This window comes from Streptomyces thermodiastaticus (genome assembly GCF_014656135.1).
Lineage (GTDB): Bacteria > Actinomycetota > Actinomycetes > Streptomycetales > Streptomycetaceae > Streptomyces > Streptomyces thermodiastaticus.
The window spans coordinates 89994-109563 of record NZ_BNBV01000014.1; the positions used below are offsets into that span (position 1 = coordinate 89994).

Here is a 19570-nt window from a genome sequence, read left to right on the forward strand (position 1 = left end):
CGCGGAGCACCCGACTGGGCTAGTGTGATCCGCGTGACGGATCGTGCCGAAGCCTGCGCGCTGGCGAACGAGTTCACGGCGGCCCTCGCCCGCCAGCAGGAGCTCGCCCTGCGCCGCGAGGAGATCGTCACCCGCCTGCACGACGAGGTCGAGCGGTTGCGGCGGGGCGAGACACAGACGGCGCTGGACCTCGTGCGCCACTCGCTGATCCGGCTGCACGACCAGATCCTGCGTCAGGCCGAGCAGGTGTCAGGACCGCTGGAGGCCGAGCACGTACGGGAGTTGCTGACCGCGCTGGCCGACGAGGCCGCGGACGCGGTGGCCAGGACGGGCGTGGACCGGGACGTGCCGGAGCCGGGCGAGGCGTTCGACCGGGGGCGGCACCGTCCGGTCGGCCGGGTCCGCGCCGCGACGCCCGAGGAGGATCTGACGGTGGCCCAGGTGGTGGCGGCCGGGTTCGTGCAGGGAGACCGGGTGGTGCGCAAGGCCGAGGTGGTGGTCGCCCGGTGGGACGCAGAGGCGGGCTGAGGCCTCGGCGCGCGCCCGCGGATGGTGCGGGGCGAGCGGACGACGACGGACGGGGGTGAGGCCGCATGGCCGTGTACGGAATCGATCTCGGGACCACCTACTCGTGCATCGCACGGCTCGACGAGGTCGGCCGGCCGACGGTGCTGCGCAATCTCGAAGGGGAGGACACCACGCCGTCGGTCGTCTACTTCGAGAGCGCCGACAGCGTCGTCGTCGGGCAGAGCGCCAAGGACGCCACCGTCCTCGATCCCGGCCACGTGGTGCAGCTGATCAAGCGGGACATGGGCGAGTCGGTTCCGCGCGAGTTCCACGGGCGCAGCTACACCCCGGAGGAGATCTCCGCCCGGATCCTGCGCAAGCTGGCCGACGACGCGCAGATCACCGGCGGCGAGCCGGTGCGGGACGTGGTGATCACGGTGCCCGCGTACTTCGGGCTGGCCGAACGCGACGCCACCAAGAAGGCCGGAGAGATCGCCGGGCTGCGCGTGCTGGACGTGGTGGCCGAGCCCATCGCGGCGGCGCTGGACTACGGGGCCCTGGACGGCGACGAGGACCGGCCCGACCGGGCGCTGCTCGTCTACGACCTGGGCGGCGGCACCTTCGACACCACCGTGCTGACCCTGCGCGGGCGCGACCTGAGCGTGCTGTGCACCGACGGTGCCAAGGAGCTGGGCGGCAGCGACATCGACGACCGGGTGGTGCTGCATCTGGTGGAGCGGTTCCGGCAGCGCTTCCCCGACGCCGGTGACCCGCTGTCCGACCCGCAGTCGGAGACCCAGCTGCGCAAGGACGCCGAGGAGGCGAAGAAGGCGCTGTCCTTCCGGGAGCGCTACATGGTGCGGGTCATGCACCATGGCCTGGTGGAGCCGGTGGAGCTGACCCGCTCGCTGCTGCAGGACCTCTCCCGCGATCTGCTCGACCGCACCCTGGACATCACCCGCCGCACCCTCGACCTCGCGGCGGAACGCGGCGTGACCCGTTTCGACGACGTGCTGCTGGTGGGCGGCGCGACCAAGATGCCGGCCGTCGCCGAGGCCCTGCGCAGCGAGTTCGGGTTCGCCCCGCGGCTGCACAACCCGGACCTGGCGGTGGCCCGCGGTGCCGCTCTGTACGCCCGGGACCGGGCCGCCCGGCTCGTCGCCGACGGCGAACTGCCCGCCGACCAGGTCCCGGAGCTGCCCGACGGCCTGACCCACCGGCCCTATGAGATCACCACGGTCGCCTCCCGCGGCTACGGCATCAAGGTCACCGACCCGGACACCGAGCGGCAGTACGTCACCCACCTCGTGCACGCCAACGACGTCCTGCCCGCCTCCGTGACCGACGACCTCTACACGCTGCGCGCCGGGCAGCGGCGCGTGCTGATCGAGGTGATGGAGCAGGCGGGCGCGGTGGAGTCGGAGGAGGTGGAGCACAACACGGTCGTGGCCCACGGCACGCTGCGGATCCCGCCGGACAAGCCGGCCCGCTGGCCGTTCCAGTGCGTGTTCACCCTCGACACCTCCGGGCTGCTCACCGTCGTGGCCACCGAACGGGAGACCGGCGAGCAGATCGAGATCTCGGTGCAGATCGGCGGTCTCACCCAGGAGGCGGTCGACGAGGCACGGGTCGCCATGAAGCGCCAGCGCATCACCTGACCGGGGCACCGGCGGGCACGGGGACACGGGCGGCAGACGGACGGGGAACGGGGGTGAGCGGGCAGTGGCGTTCGACGAGATGCGCTACCGGCGCGAGGTGCTCGACGCCGGGCTGCCCGTGCCGGAGGACCTCCGCATCCGCTACCAGCTGCCGCCGGGCCTGGACCCGGACGGGGTTGCTGCCGTCGTGGCGGCGGTGCGCGCCTGCTGGCGCCGCCACCGCACCCGGCTGAAGTACCGCCCGGTCATCGAGGAACTGGAGGCCGGATACCTGCTGCACGCCCCGCTGCTCAGGGCCGCCGCTCTCGGCGACACCGCACCGCTGCGGGAGGCCCTCGGCACCCAGGAGCAGCGCTTTCGCGCGGAGCGTGAACGGCTGCGCAGCGCGCTGCTGGAGGCGGCGGGCGGGCTCGGTGTGCTCGCCGAGACCACCGCCCGGGATCTGGCCGCCGCCCACGGGGTCGCCCCGGCTCTGGTGCAGCAGATGCTGCCGGACCTCGGGCTGCGCGTCGCCGACCCCGACCGGCTGCCCCGCACCCCGCCGCATCCCGCCTACGGCCGCTGCGCCGGCCATCTTCAGGTGCTGCGGCTGCGCCACCTCGCCGACTTCCTCGCCACCGGCACGCCCGGCGGCCGTGCCGAAGGGCCGGTCCGGGTCTTCGGCGGCCCCGGCGGCGGGCCCGCTGCCCCGGCGGACGAGGCCGGCGTCCAGGCGGCCGCCCGCCGCTGGGCCCGGCTTCCGCACGGTGCCGCGCACACCGCCGCGCAGGCCGTGGTCGCCGCCGTCCGTGTCGTCCTGGCCGAGCGGGGCGAGGCGGGGCTCGCCCAGGCGCTGCTGTACGACCTGGCCGAGCCGCTGCGGCGCCGCCGCGCCGCCCGCGCCACGCCCGCCACGCTGCTCGACCACGCGGTGCGGGACCTGTCGGTGGCCGAGGAGGACGCCCGGCGGCTGGTGTTCGCGGTGCTGCACGAGACGGACGAGGACCCGGCGGTGCGGCGGCTGCGGCAGCTGGCCGCGGACGGCCGGCTGGCGGAGGCGGCGGCCGTCGCGGACCGGGTGCCCGAGGACGTGCTGCCCGAGGAGGCACGCGAGCTGGCTGGTCATGTCCGCGCCCGGCTGGCCGAGGCCCGTGCCCTGGTGGAGCAGGCCCGCCGGCTGCCGGCGCCGGAGTCCGACCGGGCGTGGGAGCTGCTGGAGCGGGCCGAGGAGACGGTCCGCGACCTGCCGGAGGCGGACGCGGTGCGCCGCGCCCTGCCCGTGCCGCCCGCCACCGGCGTCACCGCCGATGCGGACGGCACCGGCATCACCGTCCGCTGGCAGCCCTCGCCGGCCGCCACGGGCAGCCCCGGACACACCGTGCTGCGCACCGAGGGCCGTCCGCCGCGCGACGCCGACGACGACACCGCGACCCGTATCGCGCCGCCGACGCCGCACGCCACCTCGTGCACGGACCCGGCGCCGCCACCGTGCGTCCCGCTGTACTACGCCGTCGTGGTCCGCCGGACCGCGGAACCCGGCAGCCCGCCCTCCCCGCCGGCGGTGTGCGGACCCGTCGTGCACCTGCCGGAGGTGTCCGCGGTGCGCGTGGCCGCCGGGGACGGCGAGGTCCGGGCCACCTGGACCTGTCCCGCGCCGGCCCGCTCGGTGGAGGTCCACCGGGTGGCGTCCGACGGCACCGAGACCCCGGTCCCGGCCCGCCGCGACGGGTTCACCGACCGCGGGCTCGCCAACGGCACGGCGTACCGGTACCGCATCCGTGCCGTGTACGACGCCGTGGCCGGTACCGGCGGCGACGGGCCGGTGCGCACCGCGGGCGTGTGGCACACCGCCACGCCGCTGACCGCGCCGGAACCCGTGGCGCGGCTGGAGCTCGAACCGGTGCCCGGGGCGCCGGGCACCCTGCTCGCCCGCTGTCCCGAGCCGGCCTCCGGGGTGGTGCGGCTGTACGGCTTTGCCGGCCCGCCTCCGTGGCCCGCCGGCACCCGGATGCGCGTCGCCGAGCTGCCCGCGCGTCCGCTGCCGGCCCGCCGGGAACCCGACGGCCTGCGGGTGGGTCCGCTGTCCGGGCCCACGGTGGTGGTCGCCGTCACACAGGCCGGGGAGCGCTGCGTGGTCGGCGCGCACGCGCTCGCCTGTCCGCACGTTCTGGGGCCGCTGGTGCTCTCCCGGCACGGCGGGCGCGGCGCGACCGCCGTGTTCGACTGGCCGGCGGGTGCCGGGGACGAGGCCGAGGTGGTCTGGCGTGTTCCCGGCACCGGCGGCACCGGGCGCCGCCTGATCACCCGGGCGGGCTACCGCGCCGAGGGAGGTGTGCGGCTGCCGGTGCCGGGCGGCGCCGCGGTCGAGGCGGAGGTGCGGCCGGTGGTGACGGTGGGCGGGCTGCGCGCCCACGGTCCGGTGACGCGTGCCGCGCTGCCCGCCCGTGCCGAGGCCGGCTACCGGATCGTCCGGGGCGGGCTGCCCGGCCGGCGCACGGTCACCGCCGTGTTCACCGCGCCCGCCGCCACGCACGTCCGGCGCCTGCTGCTGGTGCGCTCGCACGGGCCGGTGTGGCCGCTGGAGCCGGGCGACGGGGAGATCCTCGCGCAGGCCGCCGACGTCACCCTCGGGCCCGGCGACGACGTGCGGCTGTCCGTACGGCTGCGGCGCGGACCGGGCCGGTGGCTGCGGTGTTTCGCCGAGGGCGACGGCCTGGTGCTGCACGACCCGCCGCACTCCACGCTCCTGACCCGCTGAACGCCGGCGGGTTCCCCGGAGCAGCACACCGACGCACGACGACAGGGAAGGGAGGGCGATGCGGTGAGACAGCCCGGGCGGCGCACCTGGGTGTGCCCGCACTGTTTCCGGCGCATCGGCCGTGGCCGGCTCGCCTACCTGTGCCCGACCCCGGGCTGCGACGGCCGCGGCCTGTCCCGGGCCGACCCGCTCGCCGGCACCGCGGTGTGCGCGAGCTGCGGCCGCGCCACCACCCGTGTGTGCTGCACCGTGTGCGGCGACCGCCTGCCCGAGGGGTATCTGCGCACCCCGGGCCGGTTCGTCGCGCTGGCCGGGCCGGTCGGTTCCGGCAAGAGCACCTACATCGGGGTCCTGGTGCACGAGTTGCTGCACGGGCTGGGCGCCGAGCTGGGCGCCGCCCTGGTGCCCTGCGACGACGACACCATGGCCGACTACCACGAACGCTACGAGCGGCATCTGTACGGCGCGCGGCGCACCGTGCCCAAGACCGCCGAGCACGACGGCGGGCGGCCCCTGGTCCACCGGCTGTCCCGCACCCGGCGCGGCCGCTTCGGGCGGCGCCGCGACGAGGTGCTGACGCTGGTGTTCCTCGACACCGCGGGCGAGCACTTCGCCTCCCAGGAGCGGCTGGAGACCGAGCTGCGCTATCTCGCCGCCGCCGACGCGGTGATCGTCCTGGTGGATCCGCTGGACCTGCCGGGTGCCCCGGTGCACGGCCCGGGCGGCGCCCCCGGCCGCTCCGGCGAGGTGCTGGTCCGTGTCCTGAACCATCTGCGCAGCGTCCACGGTGTCGGCGGCTCGGACCGGCTGCGTCTGCCGGTCGCGGTCGCGGTGACCAAGGCCGATCTGCTGTGGCCGCACCTGCCGGACAACTCGGCGCTGCACCGCACCCGCCGGCCCGGCCCGGTGTTCGACGCGGAGGACCGTCTCGCGGTCCACACCGAGCTGCGGGCGCTGCTGCGGCGCTGGCAGGAGGACCAGCTCGGCCTGCGGCTGGAGCAGCTGTGCGCCGATCACCAGTTGTTCGCGCTGTCCACGCTCGGCACCCCGCCGCAGGCCGGCGGTGCCCTCGGACACGGCGGACTGGTGCGGCCGCACCGCGTGGAGGACCCGCTGCTGTGGCTGCTGCACCGGTTCGGGGCGCTGGACCGGGGGTGAGGCCGCCCGGGCACACCCCACGGTCCGCTGCCGCGGCGACCGGCGCCGAACTCCCCTTCCGCGGGCGGCACCGGAGCCGGACGGCCCTGCCCACGGCTCAGAGGAGAGCTCAGAGGAGAACGGCCCTGCCCACGGCTCAGAGGAGAGCTCAGAGGAGAAAGGACGCAGCGGTATGGCCGGACAGGCCCACTACACCTCGGCCCCGCCGGGCACCAGCGGGCGGTACGGCGGGTTCCGGTTCACTGCCGTCTCCCCGGCGGCCCGGCCCGCCCTGGAGATGCTGCGCCCGCTGACCGCCGGCACCGCACCGCCCGGCGCCGAGCGGCCCGGCGACTTCCCCGCCGTCCTCGCCTACGACCGGCCCGCCGAGGACCGGGCGGTGTGGACCCTCACCCGGTTCACCGGGCGGGACTACAGCGGCCGTTGCGGCAACCGCTTCTGCCACGTCCTGGTCGCCGGCCCCGACGAGCTGACCGGGCTGCGCCCCGTCGACCTGTGGGACAGCCCCCACTGGGCCGCCGTGCCCGCCGCCGACGACGGCCACGACCTGCCCGACCTCGCCCGGCTGGAGCCCGGCCGGACCGTCGGGCCGGACCGGGTGAGCCGCCTGCTGCGGGCCACGGGCGAACCCGGCGCGCAGCTGCTGGAGCGGCTGCTGACCGAGACACTGCGTGCCCTGGCCGGGGAGGGCCCCGGCGTCACCCTGGTCTCCGAGGACCCGCTGCGGGTCCTCGACTGGATCACCGCCGTCTGCTACGCCCTGCCCGCCGCGCTCGCCGCCCGTCTGACCTTCACGACGTACACGGCCCGCCCCCAGGACGAGCACCGGCACCTGGCCGGCACCCTGCCGCAGACCGCCGGCCGTGCCCGCGGTCCCGTCCTGCACCTCGGCCCGGCCTCCGGCACCGCCCGGGCCGGCGGCCTTGCGCCCGCCGCCGTTCCGCCGCCGTGTCCGGCTGCCCGCTTCCTCGCCCGGGCATGGTCGGACGGGGACCTCGACGCGCTGGACACGGCGGCCGACCTGTGGGAGGCGGCGCCCCGGGACGGGACCTCGGCCGAGGCCGCCGCGGAGGGAGTGCGCGGACTGCGGGCCGCCTGCGCGCTGCTCGGCGCCGGCCCGGCGCGGGAACGGGAGGACCGTCCGGACGGCCCGGACGGCATCGCATGCGATGCCGGTGCCGGTGGTGATGTGCCGGCCTGGCTGGACCGGTTCGCGGCGGCGGGCCGCACGCTGCCGCAGTCCGCGCAGCGGCGGCTGGCCGCCCGCGCCGTCCCGTTCGGTCTGCCGGTCGCCGTGCGGCTCGCCTCGGTCGCCCCGGCCGTGCGGGAGCAGGTGCGCCAGGAGGTCGAGGCGGCCTTGGCGGACGGGCGCGCCACGTCCGCCGTACCCGACGACACCGAGCCGGCCGGGGACGCCGGACGGCTGACCGGGTTCGCACGGGCGCTGGCCGGGCTGCGGCTGCCCGACATGCGGGTGCGTCCCGAGGCGGTGCGGGACGCGACGGCCCGGCACCTGCTCCGGCCCGCCGGCCACGGGGCACCGGCTCGCATCGGCGACGTGCGGGCCGCGCTCGCCTCGCTGCCCGAGCCGTACCGGGGTGCCGTCCTCGCCGGTCTGCTCGCCGCCCTGGAGGACTCGCCCGGCCTGCGGGCCGCCGCGCTCGACGCGCAGCTGTGCGCCCTCCTCGCGGACGAGGAACTCGATCCGCTGCGCGAGGACGCCGGCACACGGCGGGAGGCGGACCCGCTCGCGGCCGCCCCGCGCACGGCCCTGCACGTGCTGCGCCGTGCCGCCGGGCCGGATCCCGCCCGCACCGCCCGGCGCGTGTTGCGCCTGTACCGGGCGGGCCTGCTCACCGAGACCGAGACGTACGACGCGGTGCGCGAGCTGGCGTGCGCCGATGTCCCGCAGCGGGCCTCGCGCCTGCCGTGGCGGCGCGGCGGGGCACGCGGGAGGGAGTGAGCCGTGGGCAACCCCGTCGTGCTGGTCCTCCAGGCCGCCCTGCTGTCGGTGACGGTCGCCGGGTACAGCCTTGCCGTGACCCTGCCCCGCATGCTGGCGGCCGGCGCACGGTGGGTGTGGCGGGTCTTCGGTGCGGCGCCGGCCGCCCGGGCCCCGGGGGGCGAACCGGCCCGTCCCGTGTACGCGGTGGTCACCGCGCCGCGTGACCTCGCATCCGCGTGGCGCGAGGCGCTGGCCGAGCAGAGCCGGCTGCTGGAGGAGCCGGAGCGGTTCCTCGTGGACCGGCTGCGCCGCGTGGACGGTGCCGCGGGCAGGCGCGACGGTCTCGGCCTGGCGCGCGTGCTGCTGTATCCGGCGCTGGTCGCCTCCCTGGTCGTCGTCATCCTGGTCACGGCGGCGCTGTGCCTGGTCCCGGTGCTGTCCGCGCTGCTGGTGTGGGGGCTGGGCTGCGCGGTGTGGGTGCCGTGGTGGGCGCTGTGGGCCGCCGTGGCACGGGTGGAGCAGGCCCTGCGCCGGCAGCCGGCGCCGTGCCCGTACCCCGACTGCGGCCGTACGATCCGCCGTCCGGTGGTGCTCTGCCCGGCCTGCGGCGCCCGGCACCGCCGTCTGCTGCCCGGCCGCTACGGCGCCCTCGTCCACCGCTGCCGGTGCGGCGCCCGCCTGCCGGCCGTGGGCCGGCCGAGGCACCGGACGGTGTGCTGCCCGTACTGCTCGCGCACTGTGCCCGCCGGCTACGACAGGGCGCGGGTGGTGGTCCTGGCCGGCGGTGCGGACGGCGTACGGGAGGCGGTGCACCGGCGGGTGCTGAGCGCGCTGGGCGCGCCCGGCGACGCACAGCCGCCTGTGGTGCGCGGCACGAACCGGCCCCTGCTGTTCTTCGCCCCGCCGCACGACGCCTACGACAGCCAGGAGGCCGTGGGCCGTCTGGACGTGCTGCGCCATGCCGATGGGCTGCTGCTCGTGGTGGGCGATCCGGCCGTCCACCACGCCGACGTCCGGGCCGTGCACCGGGTCCTGAACGCGCTGGCGGCCCTGCCCGCCCGCCGCCGGCCGCGCCGTGCGGCCCTGCTGTACCCGCCGGCGCCGCCCGGCGACGACAGCGCCGTGCGCCGGCGGATCGCGCGGGACGGCGGCGGTCATCTGCTGCGGGCCGTCGAGGCGAGCGGTGCCCGGGTGCGGTGCGCCGGCGGAGCGGACGACGCGGCGGACCTGGCCGGCACGGTGCGGTGGCTGGCCGGGGCCGACGGGGTGCCGGCGCCGGACGGGCATCTGTCCGCTCCCGTGCCCGCCCGTGAGCCCGCCCGGCCGGCCGGGTGGCGGCACCGGCTCGGCCGCAGGGTGCTGCTGAGCGTGCAGGCCGGCGGCGTGCTGGTGCTGCCGATGCTCCTGGTTCTGCTGGAGGCGCGCCTGCTGCCGCCGCACGCGCTGTTCGGCGCCGCCGGCGCCTACGACGCCTGGCGCCGCCCGCTGACCGGCACCGTCCACCGGGTGGACATCCTCGCCACCACCACGCGGGACTGGCCCAGGCTGACGGCCAGTCACGCCGCCGCCGGACACCCGCCGTCGTCGGTCCTGCCCGGGCACGACGGGTACTGGTCCGTCAAGGGCACGCCCGGTCCGGACAACTGGCTGCGGATCGATCTCGGCCTTCCGCTGCCCCTCACCGAGGTCTCCTACGACTTCGTGCCGGCCAGTGTGCGGACGCCGCAGGGGTCGCTCATGAGGTCGCCCGGCTTGCTCACCGCGCAGCGCGGCAGCCTCGTCTACCACCTCCCCGGTTCACCGAAGGAGCGCATACGGCGCGTCGGCAACGGCCTCTTCGGCGAGGCGTACGGCTGGGACATCCCCATCCCCGACAGCGCCGGCCCGATCGACGCCCTCCGGATCGGCCTGGGCGGTCTCGTCACGGACACGGCCTACGAGGAGCAGTTGCAGCTGCGCGAGGTCCACATCCGGTGGACCACCTCCGACGCGCTGCGGCTGCACCCGGAGGACGGGGGCCGGCTGCGCATCGAGAACACCACCGGCCGCGACCTCGCCCTGCACGTCCAGCCGCTCACCCTGCCCGAAGGGGTGCGCGCCACCCTGGTGGAACGCCCGCCCCGCGTCCTGCCGGCGCGGAGCTCGACGGTGATCCGCTGGCGTCTGACCGGGGTGCCGTCCACCGGACGTGTTCCGGTGGCCTACGCGGTCGGCGCGAGCGAGGACGGGCACACGGTCACCGCCCGCTGTCTGGCGCTGGTCGACGAGGCCGGCCGGACGCGGTCGCTGTGCTGAGCCGGCCGCCGCGGGGACGGGGGCGGCGGGGGCTCAGCCGGTGCCCGCCGGCCGCCAGCGCTGCCCGGCGAAGTCGGCGAGGGCAGCGGCGAGCTGCGGGTCCACGTCTTGCGTCAGCCCCAGCGACAGCACGTGGTACCAGCCGCCGTCCAGCCGGAGACGGCGGCCGGGCACCGGCGCCCCGTCGCGGAGGCGCACCTGCAGGGCGTAGGACGGGATGCGCAGGCCGTGCAGGGAGACCCGGCGTACCGCGATCTGTGTCACGTCCGTCCAGGTGTAGTGGGCATGCAGCCGTCCGAAGCGGCCGCGCACGGCCTGACGGGTGAGTTCGAGCTCCAGCCGCCGGCTCGGCATCAGCAGGCCCAGCACGCAGAGCAGGATCCCGAAGACAGGGAAGAACAGCAGGGAGACCCAGCCGATGGGTTCGCGCCATTGCCCGGTCACGGAGAACCGGACGGCGGTCATCACGGTCATGCCGGCGATCACCGGCCAGTGGGCCATGGGCAGCCGCCGTGAGCGGCCCCGCACCAGGAAGTGGTCGGCGGTGTGCTCGACGTGCATGCCGCGGAAGAGGGAGGGCTCCTGACGGTCGCTTCGGACCGTCTCGCCGTTCCCGCCGTCCGCGCCCTGCGGCTGCCCTCGGCCGCCGGCGGTCTGCGCGCGGGCGGCGGCCGGAGCCGGCCGGAGCGGACGGCCCTCGTCCACGGCGGAGGACGAGCGGCCCGCGAGGTGGTCCTGGAGCCGGCGGTTGCGGAACCGGTAGGTGCCGCCGGAGCGCTGCAGCAGGCCGGCCGTGCGGGCGTCCTCCAGAAACGTCATCAGCGACCACGGCACCCGCCCGGTCGTCGCGAGCGTCACCTTGGCCAGCAGCCAGCGGCTCGACGGGCTGACCAGGAAGAGGGCCGCCGACGCCCCCAGCCAGGCGATGATGCCCGGCCACAGGCCGTCCCCGCCGCTCAGCTCGTAGAACGCCGCGGTCCCCAGGCCGATGAGCGGGGCCACCAGGGTGACGGTGGCCAGCAGCGCCGACCGTTCGCCGCGCAGCAGCTCCGTGGGGGTGGCCGCGTCCAGGGCGTCGGCGGGAGCGGCGACCACCACCATCAGCACGGCGGGCAGCACCACGCCCACCGCCAGCAGCACCAGCACGGGATCGTGGTCGCCGAACGCGTACAGCGCCAGCAGCAGCACGGCCACCGCCGGGGCGCCGTGGAGCACGGCCAGACGCACCAGCGGGCCGACGCGGGAGTGCCGTTCGGCGGCGCGCAGGGCCGCGATGAACAACAGCGGGTTGGCGGTGCGGCGCGGCTGGGCGAGCCGGTGGCCGAAATAGTACTCGGTCGCCCATCGGGCCACGGTCGCGTAGATCACCCCGCCCAGCACCGTCGTCCGCACGCTCATCTCGCCCAGGAGGCTGTCGGCCGCGTATCCGGCCGACACCAGGTCGATCAGCAGGGACACCACGATGCCGGCGGCGATCAGCGCGGGCAGCGCCAGCAGCCGCGGCAGGGGCGCCTGCGACAGGCGCCACCAGGCCAGTTCGGACTCGCCTCGGCGGCTCAGCTGCCGGGCCAGGAAGGCCAGCCAGACCCTGGCCCGCTGCGGGTCCCAGGTGCGCGGCGGGTGCAGCCGGCCGTCGTCGGGAGGCAGGCGGGGGAAGGCCGCGGGCACGATCCGGTCCAGCAGATGCGTCTCGACGGATCTGCGGTCGCGGAAACGGCCGTCCAGCAGTTCGCGCGGGTCGGCGGGGGCGGCGGCGTACGCTTGCCGGACCAGCCACACCATCAGCGGGCTGCTCAGCGCCTGGGCCAGGGGCCCGGACGGCTCGTCGGCCAGCGCACGGATCAGCGGTGCCCAGGCGTCCGGGCGGCCCGTGTGCCGGGCCAGCTGCTCCAGGTACCGGGCCACGTCCCGGGGCCGCAGCGGCAGCGACTCGATCACCGTGGCGCAGGGCAGGGCGCGCCCGGACGCGCTCAGCGTCTCGTAGGCGTCGGTGCGGGAGACGAGCACGGCGTCGCCGTCCGTGCCGAGCCCCTCGGTCAGGGCGTCGAGGACCTCGGCGCGGCGCGGCGCGGGCAGTTCGTCCAGCCCGTCCAGGACCGGCAGCACACGCCGCCGCCGCACCAGCAGCCCGGCCGGGTGTTCTCCGTCGACGAACGGCAGCCCGGGGTGGTCCAGCCGCAGCCGTTCCTCCAGCCAGGCGGCCAGCGACAGCCGCCGGGTGTCCCAGGACTCCAGGGACAGCAGAAGCGGGATGGGCGTGTCCGGCTCCGCCGGGCTCCGCGGCTCGGTGCCGTGGCCGTGCTGTGCGAAGATGCCGAGCTTGCGGGCGAGGAGGTCCAGGGTGAGCAGCACGGCGAGGACCGTCTTGCCGGAGCCGCCGCTGCCGAGGACCACGAGGCGGCGGTGCGGCAGGCCGAGGAAGGTGTCCGCCAGGGAGCTGCCGGTGTCCGCCCAGAGGGACTCCCCCGTCGAGGGCACACGAGCGCTCGGCGTCCACCGCACCGGCAGCGGCGCCGGACGGGCCATCCGCCAGGCGTCCGCCTCGGCCCGCCACTGGCCGAGCAGGCTGAGCGCCAGCTGCCGTTCGGCGGCCGCCTGCGGGTCCTCCGGCTCCGGCGCGCGCAGCGTCAGGTTCAGGTCGCCGTGCAGCACCCCGACCTGGATCAGATAGTCCGCCGTGCTGTTGACGACGGTGTTGCTGATGGACGGCTGTGCACCGCCACCGTCCCGATCGCTCATACCCCGAGCCCCCCGTGCCGACCGGCTCCACTGTACTGAGCTGACGCCCCGTTGGTTCCCCGTTCGGCGGGCACGGACACCGCAGGCCGTGAGCATTCTCCGGGCGGACGGGCCCGGTCCCGCCGGTCGGCCCGGCTGGCTCGCCGGCTGCCCTTGCCGACGCGGAATCGACAGGCAAACTTGGCAGTTTTCCTGTTGAAATCCTAGGCTGGACGCATGGACACACCCGATCGTTCCCGGTCGGCGGAGGAGCTGATGGCCGTGGTGTCCCAGCTCAATCGCCGGATGCGGGCCGCCTCCCCGCAGGGCTCCCTGTCTCCGTCGCAGCGCATCGTGCTGGGCCGTCTGCACGACGGTCCCGCCACGACCGCGGCGCTCGCCCGCGCCGAGCATGTGCGCCCGCAGTCGATGCGGGTGACCCTGGCCGCGCTGGAGGCCTCCGGCCTGGTCGAGCGCAGCCCGCATCCGACCGACGGCCGTCAGGTCGTCTTCTCGCTCACCGGGGCCGGGCGCCGGCGGCTGACGGAGCTGCGGCAGGCCAAGGAGACATGGCTGGCCGACGCCATCGCGGCCCGGCTCGACGCCGACGAGCAGCGCGTTCTGGCGCAGGCGGTCGAGTTGATGAAGCGGCTGGTGCAGTCGTGACCCGGACCGGTTCCGCCTCCTCCGTCACGCCCGCCGGGGCGCCGCGGCGCGGGCGTGTGCCGGCCGCTGCCGCTCCCGGTGGCGGGTTCGGGCCACGGCTGATCACACCGTTGCTGCTCGGTTCGGTCCTCAATCCGGTCAACTCCACGATGATCGCCACCGCGCTGGCGTCCATCGGTGCCGATCTGTGTGTCGGCGCGGCGCAGACTGCGTGGCTGGTGGCCTGCCTGTATCTGGCGAGCGCCATCGGCCAGCCCGCCATGGGACGGATGGTCGACCTGTTCGGACCGCGGCGGGTGTTCCTCGCCGGGCTGGTGCTGGTGTGCGCGGCGGGCCTGGTCGGCACGGTCCTGCCGTTCCTGGGCTGGCTGATCGTCTCCCGGGTGCTGCTGGGCCTCGGCACCTCGGCCGCGTATCCGGCGGCGATGGCGCTGCTGCGGGCTCAGTCCCGGCGTCTGGGACGGGAGACCCCGCGTCCCGTGCTCGGCCTGCTGTCGCTGGCCGGGCTGTCCAGCGCGGCGGTCGGGCCGGTGCTCGGCGGACTGCTGTCGTCCACCCTGGGCTGGCGGGCCATCTTCGCGGTGAACGTCCCCCTGGCGCTGGCCGCGCTGGTCCTGGCCGTGTGGTGGCTGCCGTCCGGCGACCGGACGCGCGGCGGACCGGCCCCGGCCGGTGCCGCCGACGGCGGCGACGTCGCGGACCGGGAGGCGGCGGGGGGCACGGACGGGCGCGGGGGGCACCGGACGAACCGGGCCGCGTCGCTCGACCCGCTGGGCATCGTGCTGTTCACCGCGACCCTGGTGACGGTGATGCTGTTCCTGATGCACCTGGACCGGCCCTCGTGGTGGCTGCTGCCGCCGGCCGCCGTCCTGGGCGGGGCACTGGTGTGGTGGGAGCGGCACCGCCGGGCCCCCTTCATCGACGTGCGCATGCTGATGCGCAACCGCGCGCTGGCGACCACCTATCTCCGGCACGGCATGACCTACCTGGTCATCTACTGCGTGATGTACGGCTATGCGCAGTGGCTGGAGGACGCGCACGGCCTGTCGTCCTTCACCGCGGGATTCGTGATGCTGCCGATGTCGGTGGCGGCGGCCGTCTGCTCGCTGCTGGGGGCGCGGACGAAGGGCATACGGGCGCCGCTGACCGTGGCCGCCGTGCTGCTCGCCGCGGGCAGCGGTCTGCTGCTGCTCACCGGTCACCGCACCCCGATGGCCGTGCTGCTGCCGGCCGCCGTGCTGTTCGGGCTGCCGCAGGGACTGGCGTCCACCGGCAACCAGGCCGCCGTCTACTCCCAGGCGCCCCACGGCGGCATGGGCGCCGCGGCCGGCCTGCAACGGACCTCGCAATACCTCGGCGCGATCACCGCCGCCGGCCTGATCGGCCTGTTCTACGGCACCCGGGCGAGCGACGCCGGCCTGCACCGCATGGCCGCCGTCACCGCCGTGCTCAGCGTGGGCCTGATCCTGCTGACCGTCGCCGACCCCGCGCTGCGGAGCAGGACCGCACGCCGCTGAACGCCCCGCGGCTCCCGCACACCCGAAAAAATCGTGACAGTAGTCATACACGTGCTGTCACGAATCCCAAATGACCGATCTTCCCGACCGCACCGCCCCCGCCGACCCACGCAGGAGAGCCTCCGGCGGCCGCCGTGGCTGCTCCAGCAGGCCATGGACGCCTACATCGCCCGGCACGCTGCTGTCGGGCGGGCCGGTTTCGACCTCGGCAACCTGCGCGCCGGGCTCGTCGCCGACACCACCTCCACGGCCGTGACCCTGGGAAGGGACTCCCGGGCGGGCCGCGCCCGCCCGGAGCCGCGCCGAGCCCTTCCGCACCCACCCGCCGAGGAGTGTCCACCCGCGCCCCTCGGCGGACGCGCACACCGACCCCGCCCGCCCCGGCCGCCGGCACGCACGCACGCACCTGCCCCGAGACCCCTTGATCAACGGATGTCAAGCAGCGACGCGCTGTCGTTCTGTTCCAGCTGACGGGGCATGGGGTGAACGCAGCGTCAGGAGATCACCTTGTCAGGCTAATAGTCGGTCAATCGCATATGTACAGGGCTTACTTGACGGCACATCAGGTGAACGAGGGGCGGCGTCTCCGGTCCGCGCGTCCCCCGATCGGCCCCCGCCGACAGCCCTTCCGATTCGCCCGAAATGACAGCTTCGATGCGGTGTGAGTACGTTCATCACGCGTCGGCTGCGAGAGCCGAGCTCTCCGACTCGAGACAGGAGAAACAGTGCCATGATCATGACCCGTTCCCACGCGATCACCGCGGGCATCGCGGCCGCCGCGGCACTGACCGCGACCGGCATCACCTACGCGACGGCCGCTCCCTCGCCCCAGTCGGCCCCGGCTGCCGCCGTGCAGGTCCCCGCTCAGGCCCCCATGGGCGGTGACAACGGAAACAACAACAGCAAGGGCAACGAGGGCAACGACCACGACGACCACGACAAGGGCCACAAGAAGCACCGCAAACACCACCGCGAGGGCTGGATCCACGTCAACGAGCGGTCCTACTCGGCCCACCCCAGCGGCTGCATCACCGTCATCAGCGGACTGGGCTCCAAGACCCTGAACATCCGCAACGACAGCCACAAGACCGTCGAGGTCTTCCGCGGCGCCACCTGCGACAACGGCGCCCCCATCGCCACCGTCGGCCCGCACAGCACCAGCAACGGCGTCGACCCCGGCAAGTTCGACTCCGTCAAGGTCAAGGACGGCGTGATCGGCAGCTTCCGGATCGTCCACGACCACCGCCACGGCAAGGACGACCACTGATCGCAGCAGCAGCCTTCGCAGTCGCCCTACGAGAGACACGGTGCCCCGGCCCGCCGTAATCGGGCCGGGGCACCGCGGACAGACGCAGAACATGGAATCCCGGCCCGCCGTAATCGGGCCGGGCTTCTGGGCTGACCCCGGCCGACGGCGCCCCTGCCGGGGGGCTCGCTTCCGGCCACGGGCCGCAGCGCCCGTGCGCCTGCGTTGCCATGGTAGAACCGGACACCCGACGCGGCGAGCCTGCCCGGATCCGTCCGTATCGCGGACGGGGTCCGTACACCCGGAAGAGTGACGGGTCCGGGGCGCTTATAGACAGGTGTGACGCATCTCCACCAGGACACCGATACCTCCCCCGCGGCGAGCGACAGCGCCGGTACGGCGCCCGACCAAGGCCCCTCCGGCCGGCTGGTCGGCCTGCTCGCCGCCGCCTGCGGCCTCACCGTCGCCAACCTGTACTACGCGCAGCCCCTGCTGTCCTCGCTGCGCGGCTCGTTCGGCATCGACGCCGTCACCGCGGGAGCTTTGATCACCATCACCCAGCTGGGGTACGCGGTCGGCATGGTGCTGCTGGTCCCCCTCGGCGACCGCATGGGCAAGCGCCGCCTGGTCGCCGTCCTGCTGGCCGTGACCACGGCGGCGCTGGCGGTGTCCGCCACCGCCCCGGTCTTCCCCGTGCTGCTGGGGGCCGCGCTCGTGGTCGGGCTGACCTCGGTGGTGGCGCAGATACTCGTACCGCTCGCGGCCGACATCGCACCCGAGCAGGCGCGGGGCCGGATCGTCGGGCGGGTGATGAGCGGACTGCTGGTCGGCATCCTGCTGTCGCGGACCGTGGGCAGCCTGGTCGCCGAGGCGGCCGGCTGGCGAGTGGTGTATCTGGCCTCCGCGGTGCTCATGGCCGTTCTGGCGGTGGTGCTGCGTCTCGCCCTGCCCGAGCGCGCCCCCACCACGGACGTCCCCTACGGCAGACTGCTGGCCTCCACCGCGCGGCTGCTGCGGGAGCACGCCGCGCTGCGCCGCCGGGCGCTGTACCAGGCGGCGATGTTCGGCGCGTTCAGCGCCTTCTGGACCACCGTGTCGTATCTGCTGACAGGCCCCGGCTACCACTACTCGGAGCTCGGGGTCGGTCTGTTCGCGCTGGTCGGGGCGGCCGGTGCGGCCGTCGCACCGCTCGCCGGGCGATGGGCCGACCACGGCCTGGGCCGGGCGGCCACCGGGGCGGCGTTCGCCGTGGGCGCCGCCGCGTTCGCGGTGGGGGGATTCGGCCGGCACAGCGTGCTGCTGCTCGGTGCGGCGGCCGTCCTGCTGGACATGGCCGTGCAGACCAGCATGATCGTCGGCCAGCACACCATCTACCGGCTCGACGCCGCCGCCCGGTCCCGGCTCAACAGCGCCTACATCGCCGTCTTCTTCGTCGGCGGCGCCCTCGGCTCCCAGCTCGGCTCCTTCGCCTATCACGCGGGCGGCTGGACGGCACTGTCCTTCCTCGGCGCCGCGCTGCCCGTCCTGGGTCTGCTGGGCTGGCTCACGGAACGCAGGGCCACGGCACCGGCCGTGTGAGGTTCCCCGTGCCGCCGGCTCGCACCGCCCGGGTGCGGGCCGGCGGCACATCCATGCGAGGTGACGGCACCCCGGGGCGCCGCGCCACCCCGTGTGCTCGGACACACCTGCCGTGACCGGCACACCGTCGCCGTCGGCTCGTGTCACCGCAGTGAGCGGATGCGCCTGCCCTGGTCACCGGCATGTCACGGCGGAGTCGCTCCGCGCCCCGGGTGCTTGCCCGGTGCCCTGCTCCCCGTTCGGCACACCTGGTGGCCAGGTGTGCGTCGAGCGCCCGGCCGACGCGACACACGTCTGCACCCGGCTCCGGTGCGGCGTGTGCGCCCCTGACCGGCCGCCATCGCCGGACCTCTCCGGCACAGCCCCGGGGCGGGCCCGGACGGATGCGTCCGCGCTCGCCCCGGTCGTCGCCGTGGCCGTGCACCGGCAGCCGGGCACGGCCGGAAGGGGTCAGAAGCCGACGGCGACCAGCAGCCACTGCGGGTTGTCGTGCGACACGTAGGAGGACTGGTCCGCCACGTCGTCGTACGGGAAGCCGTAGGCGAGGCCGTTCAGGGCGTTGTCGTGCCAGAACTTGGCGTAGTAGTTCGCCGGCTCGGCCGAGTAGAACTGCGCGGGGTCGTGCTGCTGGTTCGCCGGCAGCGTCGCCACGTGCCGGTTCAGGGCCGCGCACCGCTCGGCGTCACCGGCCAGCGGGCCGGCGCAGCTGAAGATGTCGGCGGTCGACGCGTTCACGCCGGCGGACTGGGCGTAGGCCGTGAAGTAGTCGGCGTTGGCACCGCCGGGGCGGAAGCTCGGGTCGCTTGCCGGGGCGATGATCCGGTAGGGCGCCTGCGACTGGGCCAGCACCTTGAAGGGCTGCGGGACGGAGTCGATGAAGCGCTGGAAGGTGGTGGCGCGATCCTCGGTGAACAGCTGCCGGCTGTCACCCACCTCCACGTCGTAACCGTCCTTGGTGTGCAGACGCATCGCGAGCGGCAGGCCGTAGGCGTCCACCCGCGTGGTGTTCCCGTTGAAACGGTTGTCGCCGACGGTGAACTCGATGAAGTCGTAGTACGGGCCGTCGGGAGACCCGAGGTGGAAGTACATGCGGCCCGAGGAGTTCACCGGCATGTCGAGGTAGGGCTGCTCCGCGATGGAGTGCGTCTCCCCGTTGAACGTCCAGTACACCTGGTCGTCGGGGTACGCGCCGTTCGTGCGGTTGAGCACCTTCACCTGCAGGACGTTCTGCGCGGGCGGGATGTTCGAGGTGTCGCCCCAGAAATCGTCGGTGATCTTTCCGCCGCTCGGTGCCGGGCCGTCGGCCCGTGCGGGCGCCTGCGTCAGGGTGAAGAAGCAGGCGGCGAACAGCGCGAGCACCAGAGCAAGAGCTGTGCGGGTGCGGGCGGCGCCGGTCAGGTGTGCAGGCGCCGGCATGCGGGGGGAAGTCGGCATGCGGTCTCCAGTACGAGAGGCCCGTGGGGGGACAGGGAAACCCGGGAAGTCGGAGAGCGCTCTCAAGACGTTTGTACCGCCACCTCACGCATCCGTCAACAACTGAACACA

At 75.1% G+C, this 19570-nt stretch carries 12 protein-coding genes; 10 read left to right on the forward strand and 2 right to left on the reverse strand.

Annotated elements, in window-relative coordinates; translation table 11 throughout:
* The first annotated feature begins 33 nt into the window (after positions 1-33).
* From IE286_RS14975 to IE286_RS15000, 6 genes are all read left to right on the forward strand, one after another.
* Positions 34-528, forward strand: a complete 495-nt coding sequence (locus IE286_RS14975) for a nucleotide exchange factor GrpE (protein ID WP_229862742.1) — start codon at positions 34-36, stop codon at positions 526-528.
* A 65-nt stretch (positions 529-593) separates the two neighbouring features.
* The gene (locus IE286_RS14980; protein ID WP_189797205.1) at positions 594-2165 is read left to right on the forward strand and encodes an Hsp70 family protein; all 1572 of its coding nucleotides are present in this window, start codon (positions 594-596) and stop codon (positions 2163-2165) included.
* A 64-nt stretch (positions 2166-2229) separates the two neighbouring features.
* On the forward strand, positions 2230-4902 hold the full coding sequence (locus tag IE286_RS14985; RefSeq protein ID WP_189797206.1) for a SaeA-related protein: 2673 nt from the start codon (positions 2230-2232) through the stop codon (positions 4900-4902).
* Positions 4903-4965: 63 nt separating this feature from the next.
* Positions 4966-6060: a TRAFAC clade GTPase domain-containing protein gene (locus IE286_RS14990; protein WP_229862745.1), complete on the forward strand. Its 1095-nt coding sequence runs from the start codon at positions 4966-4968 to the stop codon at positions 6058-6060.
* Between the two features lie 172 nt (positions 6061-6232).
* Positions 6233-8023: a GAP1-N2 domain-containing protein gene (locus tag IE286_RS14995; protein ID WP_189797207.1), complete on the forward strand. Its 1791-nt coding sequence runs from the start codon at positions 6233-6235 to the stop codon at positions 8021-8023.
* Positions 8024-8026: 3 nt separating this feature from the next.
* Positions 8027-10300, forward strand: coding sequence for a hypothetical protein (locus IE286_RS15000; protein ID WP_189797208.1), 2274 nt, complete (start codon positions 8027-8029; stop codon positions 10298-10300).
* 33 nt (positions 10301-10333) lie between these two features.
* On the opposite strand, the gene IE286_RS15005 is transcribed toward IE286_RS15000, so the two are convergent.
* A complete protein-coding gene (locus tag IE286_RS15005) occupies positions 10334-13039 on the reverse strand; it encodes an NACHT domain-containing protein (protein WP_189797209.1) in 2706 nt (901 codons plus the stop codon).
* 216 nt (positions 13040-13255) lie between these two features.
* Here IE286_RS15005 and IE286_RS15010 point away from each other — a divergent pair, with 216 nt between their 5' ends.
* From IE286_RS15010 to IE286_RS15025, 4 genes are all read left to right on the forward strand, one after another.
* Entirely contained in the window at positions 13256-13684 is a 429-nt protein-coding gene (locus IE286_RS15010) for a MarR family winged helix-turn-helix transcriptional regulator (RefSeq protein ID WP_189797210.1), read from the forward strand.
* The gene (locus IE286_RS15015; RefSeq protein ID WP_373312705.1) at positions 13681-15201 is read left to right on the forward strand and encodes an MFS transporter; all 1521 of its coding nucleotides are present in this window, start codon (positions 13681-13683) and stop codon (positions 15199-15201) included. The genes IE286_RS15010 and IE286_RS15015 overlap by 4 nt, the downstream gene beginning before the upstream one ends.
* A gap of 736 nt (positions 15202-15937) precedes the next feature.
* Positions 15938-16468, forward strand: a complete 531-nt coding sequence (locus tag IE286_RS15020) for a hypothetical protein (RefSeq protein WP_229862748.1) — start codon at positions 15938-15940, stop codon at positions 16466-16468.
* A gap of 318 nt (positions 16469-16786) precedes the next feature.
* Entirely contained in the window at positions 16787-18025 is a 1239-nt protein-coding gene (locus tag IE286_RS15025) for an MFS transporter (RefSeq protein WP_189797212.1), read from the forward strand.
* 450 nt (positions 18026-18475) lie between these two features.
* Here IE286_RS15025 and IE286_RS15030 read toward each other — a convergent pair whose 3' ends face one another.
* Positions 18476-19525 carry a glycoside hydrolase family 64 protein gene (locus IE286_RS15030; RefSeq protein WP_372462549.1) on the reverse strand — a complete coding sequence of 350 codons (1050 nt, stop codon included), beginning with the start codon at positions 19523-19525 and terminating at the stop codon, positions 18476-18478.
* Positions 19526-19570 lie beyond the last annotated feature (45 nt).

Excerpts from the sequence above, each read along its gene's own strand:
- IE286_RS14980 (WP_189797205.1), top strand. The coding sequence starts at position 594 with ATGGCCGTGTACGGAATCGATCTCGGGACCACCTACTCGTGCATCGCA.
- IE286_RS14995 (WP_189797207.1), top strand. The coding sequence starts at position 6,233 with ATGGCCGGACAGGCCCACTACACCTCGGCCCCGCCGGGCACCAGCGGG.
- IE286_RS15005 (WP_189797209.1), bottom strand. The coding sequence starts at position 13,039 with ATGAGCGATCGGGACGGTGGCGGTGCACAGCCGTCCATCAGCAACACC.
- IE286_RS15010 (WP_189797210.1), top strand. The coding sequence starts at position 13,256 with ATGGACACACCCGATCGTTCCCGGTCGGCGGAGGAGCTGATGGCCGTG.
- IE286_RS15020 (WP_229862748.1), top strand. The coding sequence starts at position 15,938 with ATGACCCGTTCCCACGCGATCACCGCGGGCATCGCGGCCGCCGCGGCA.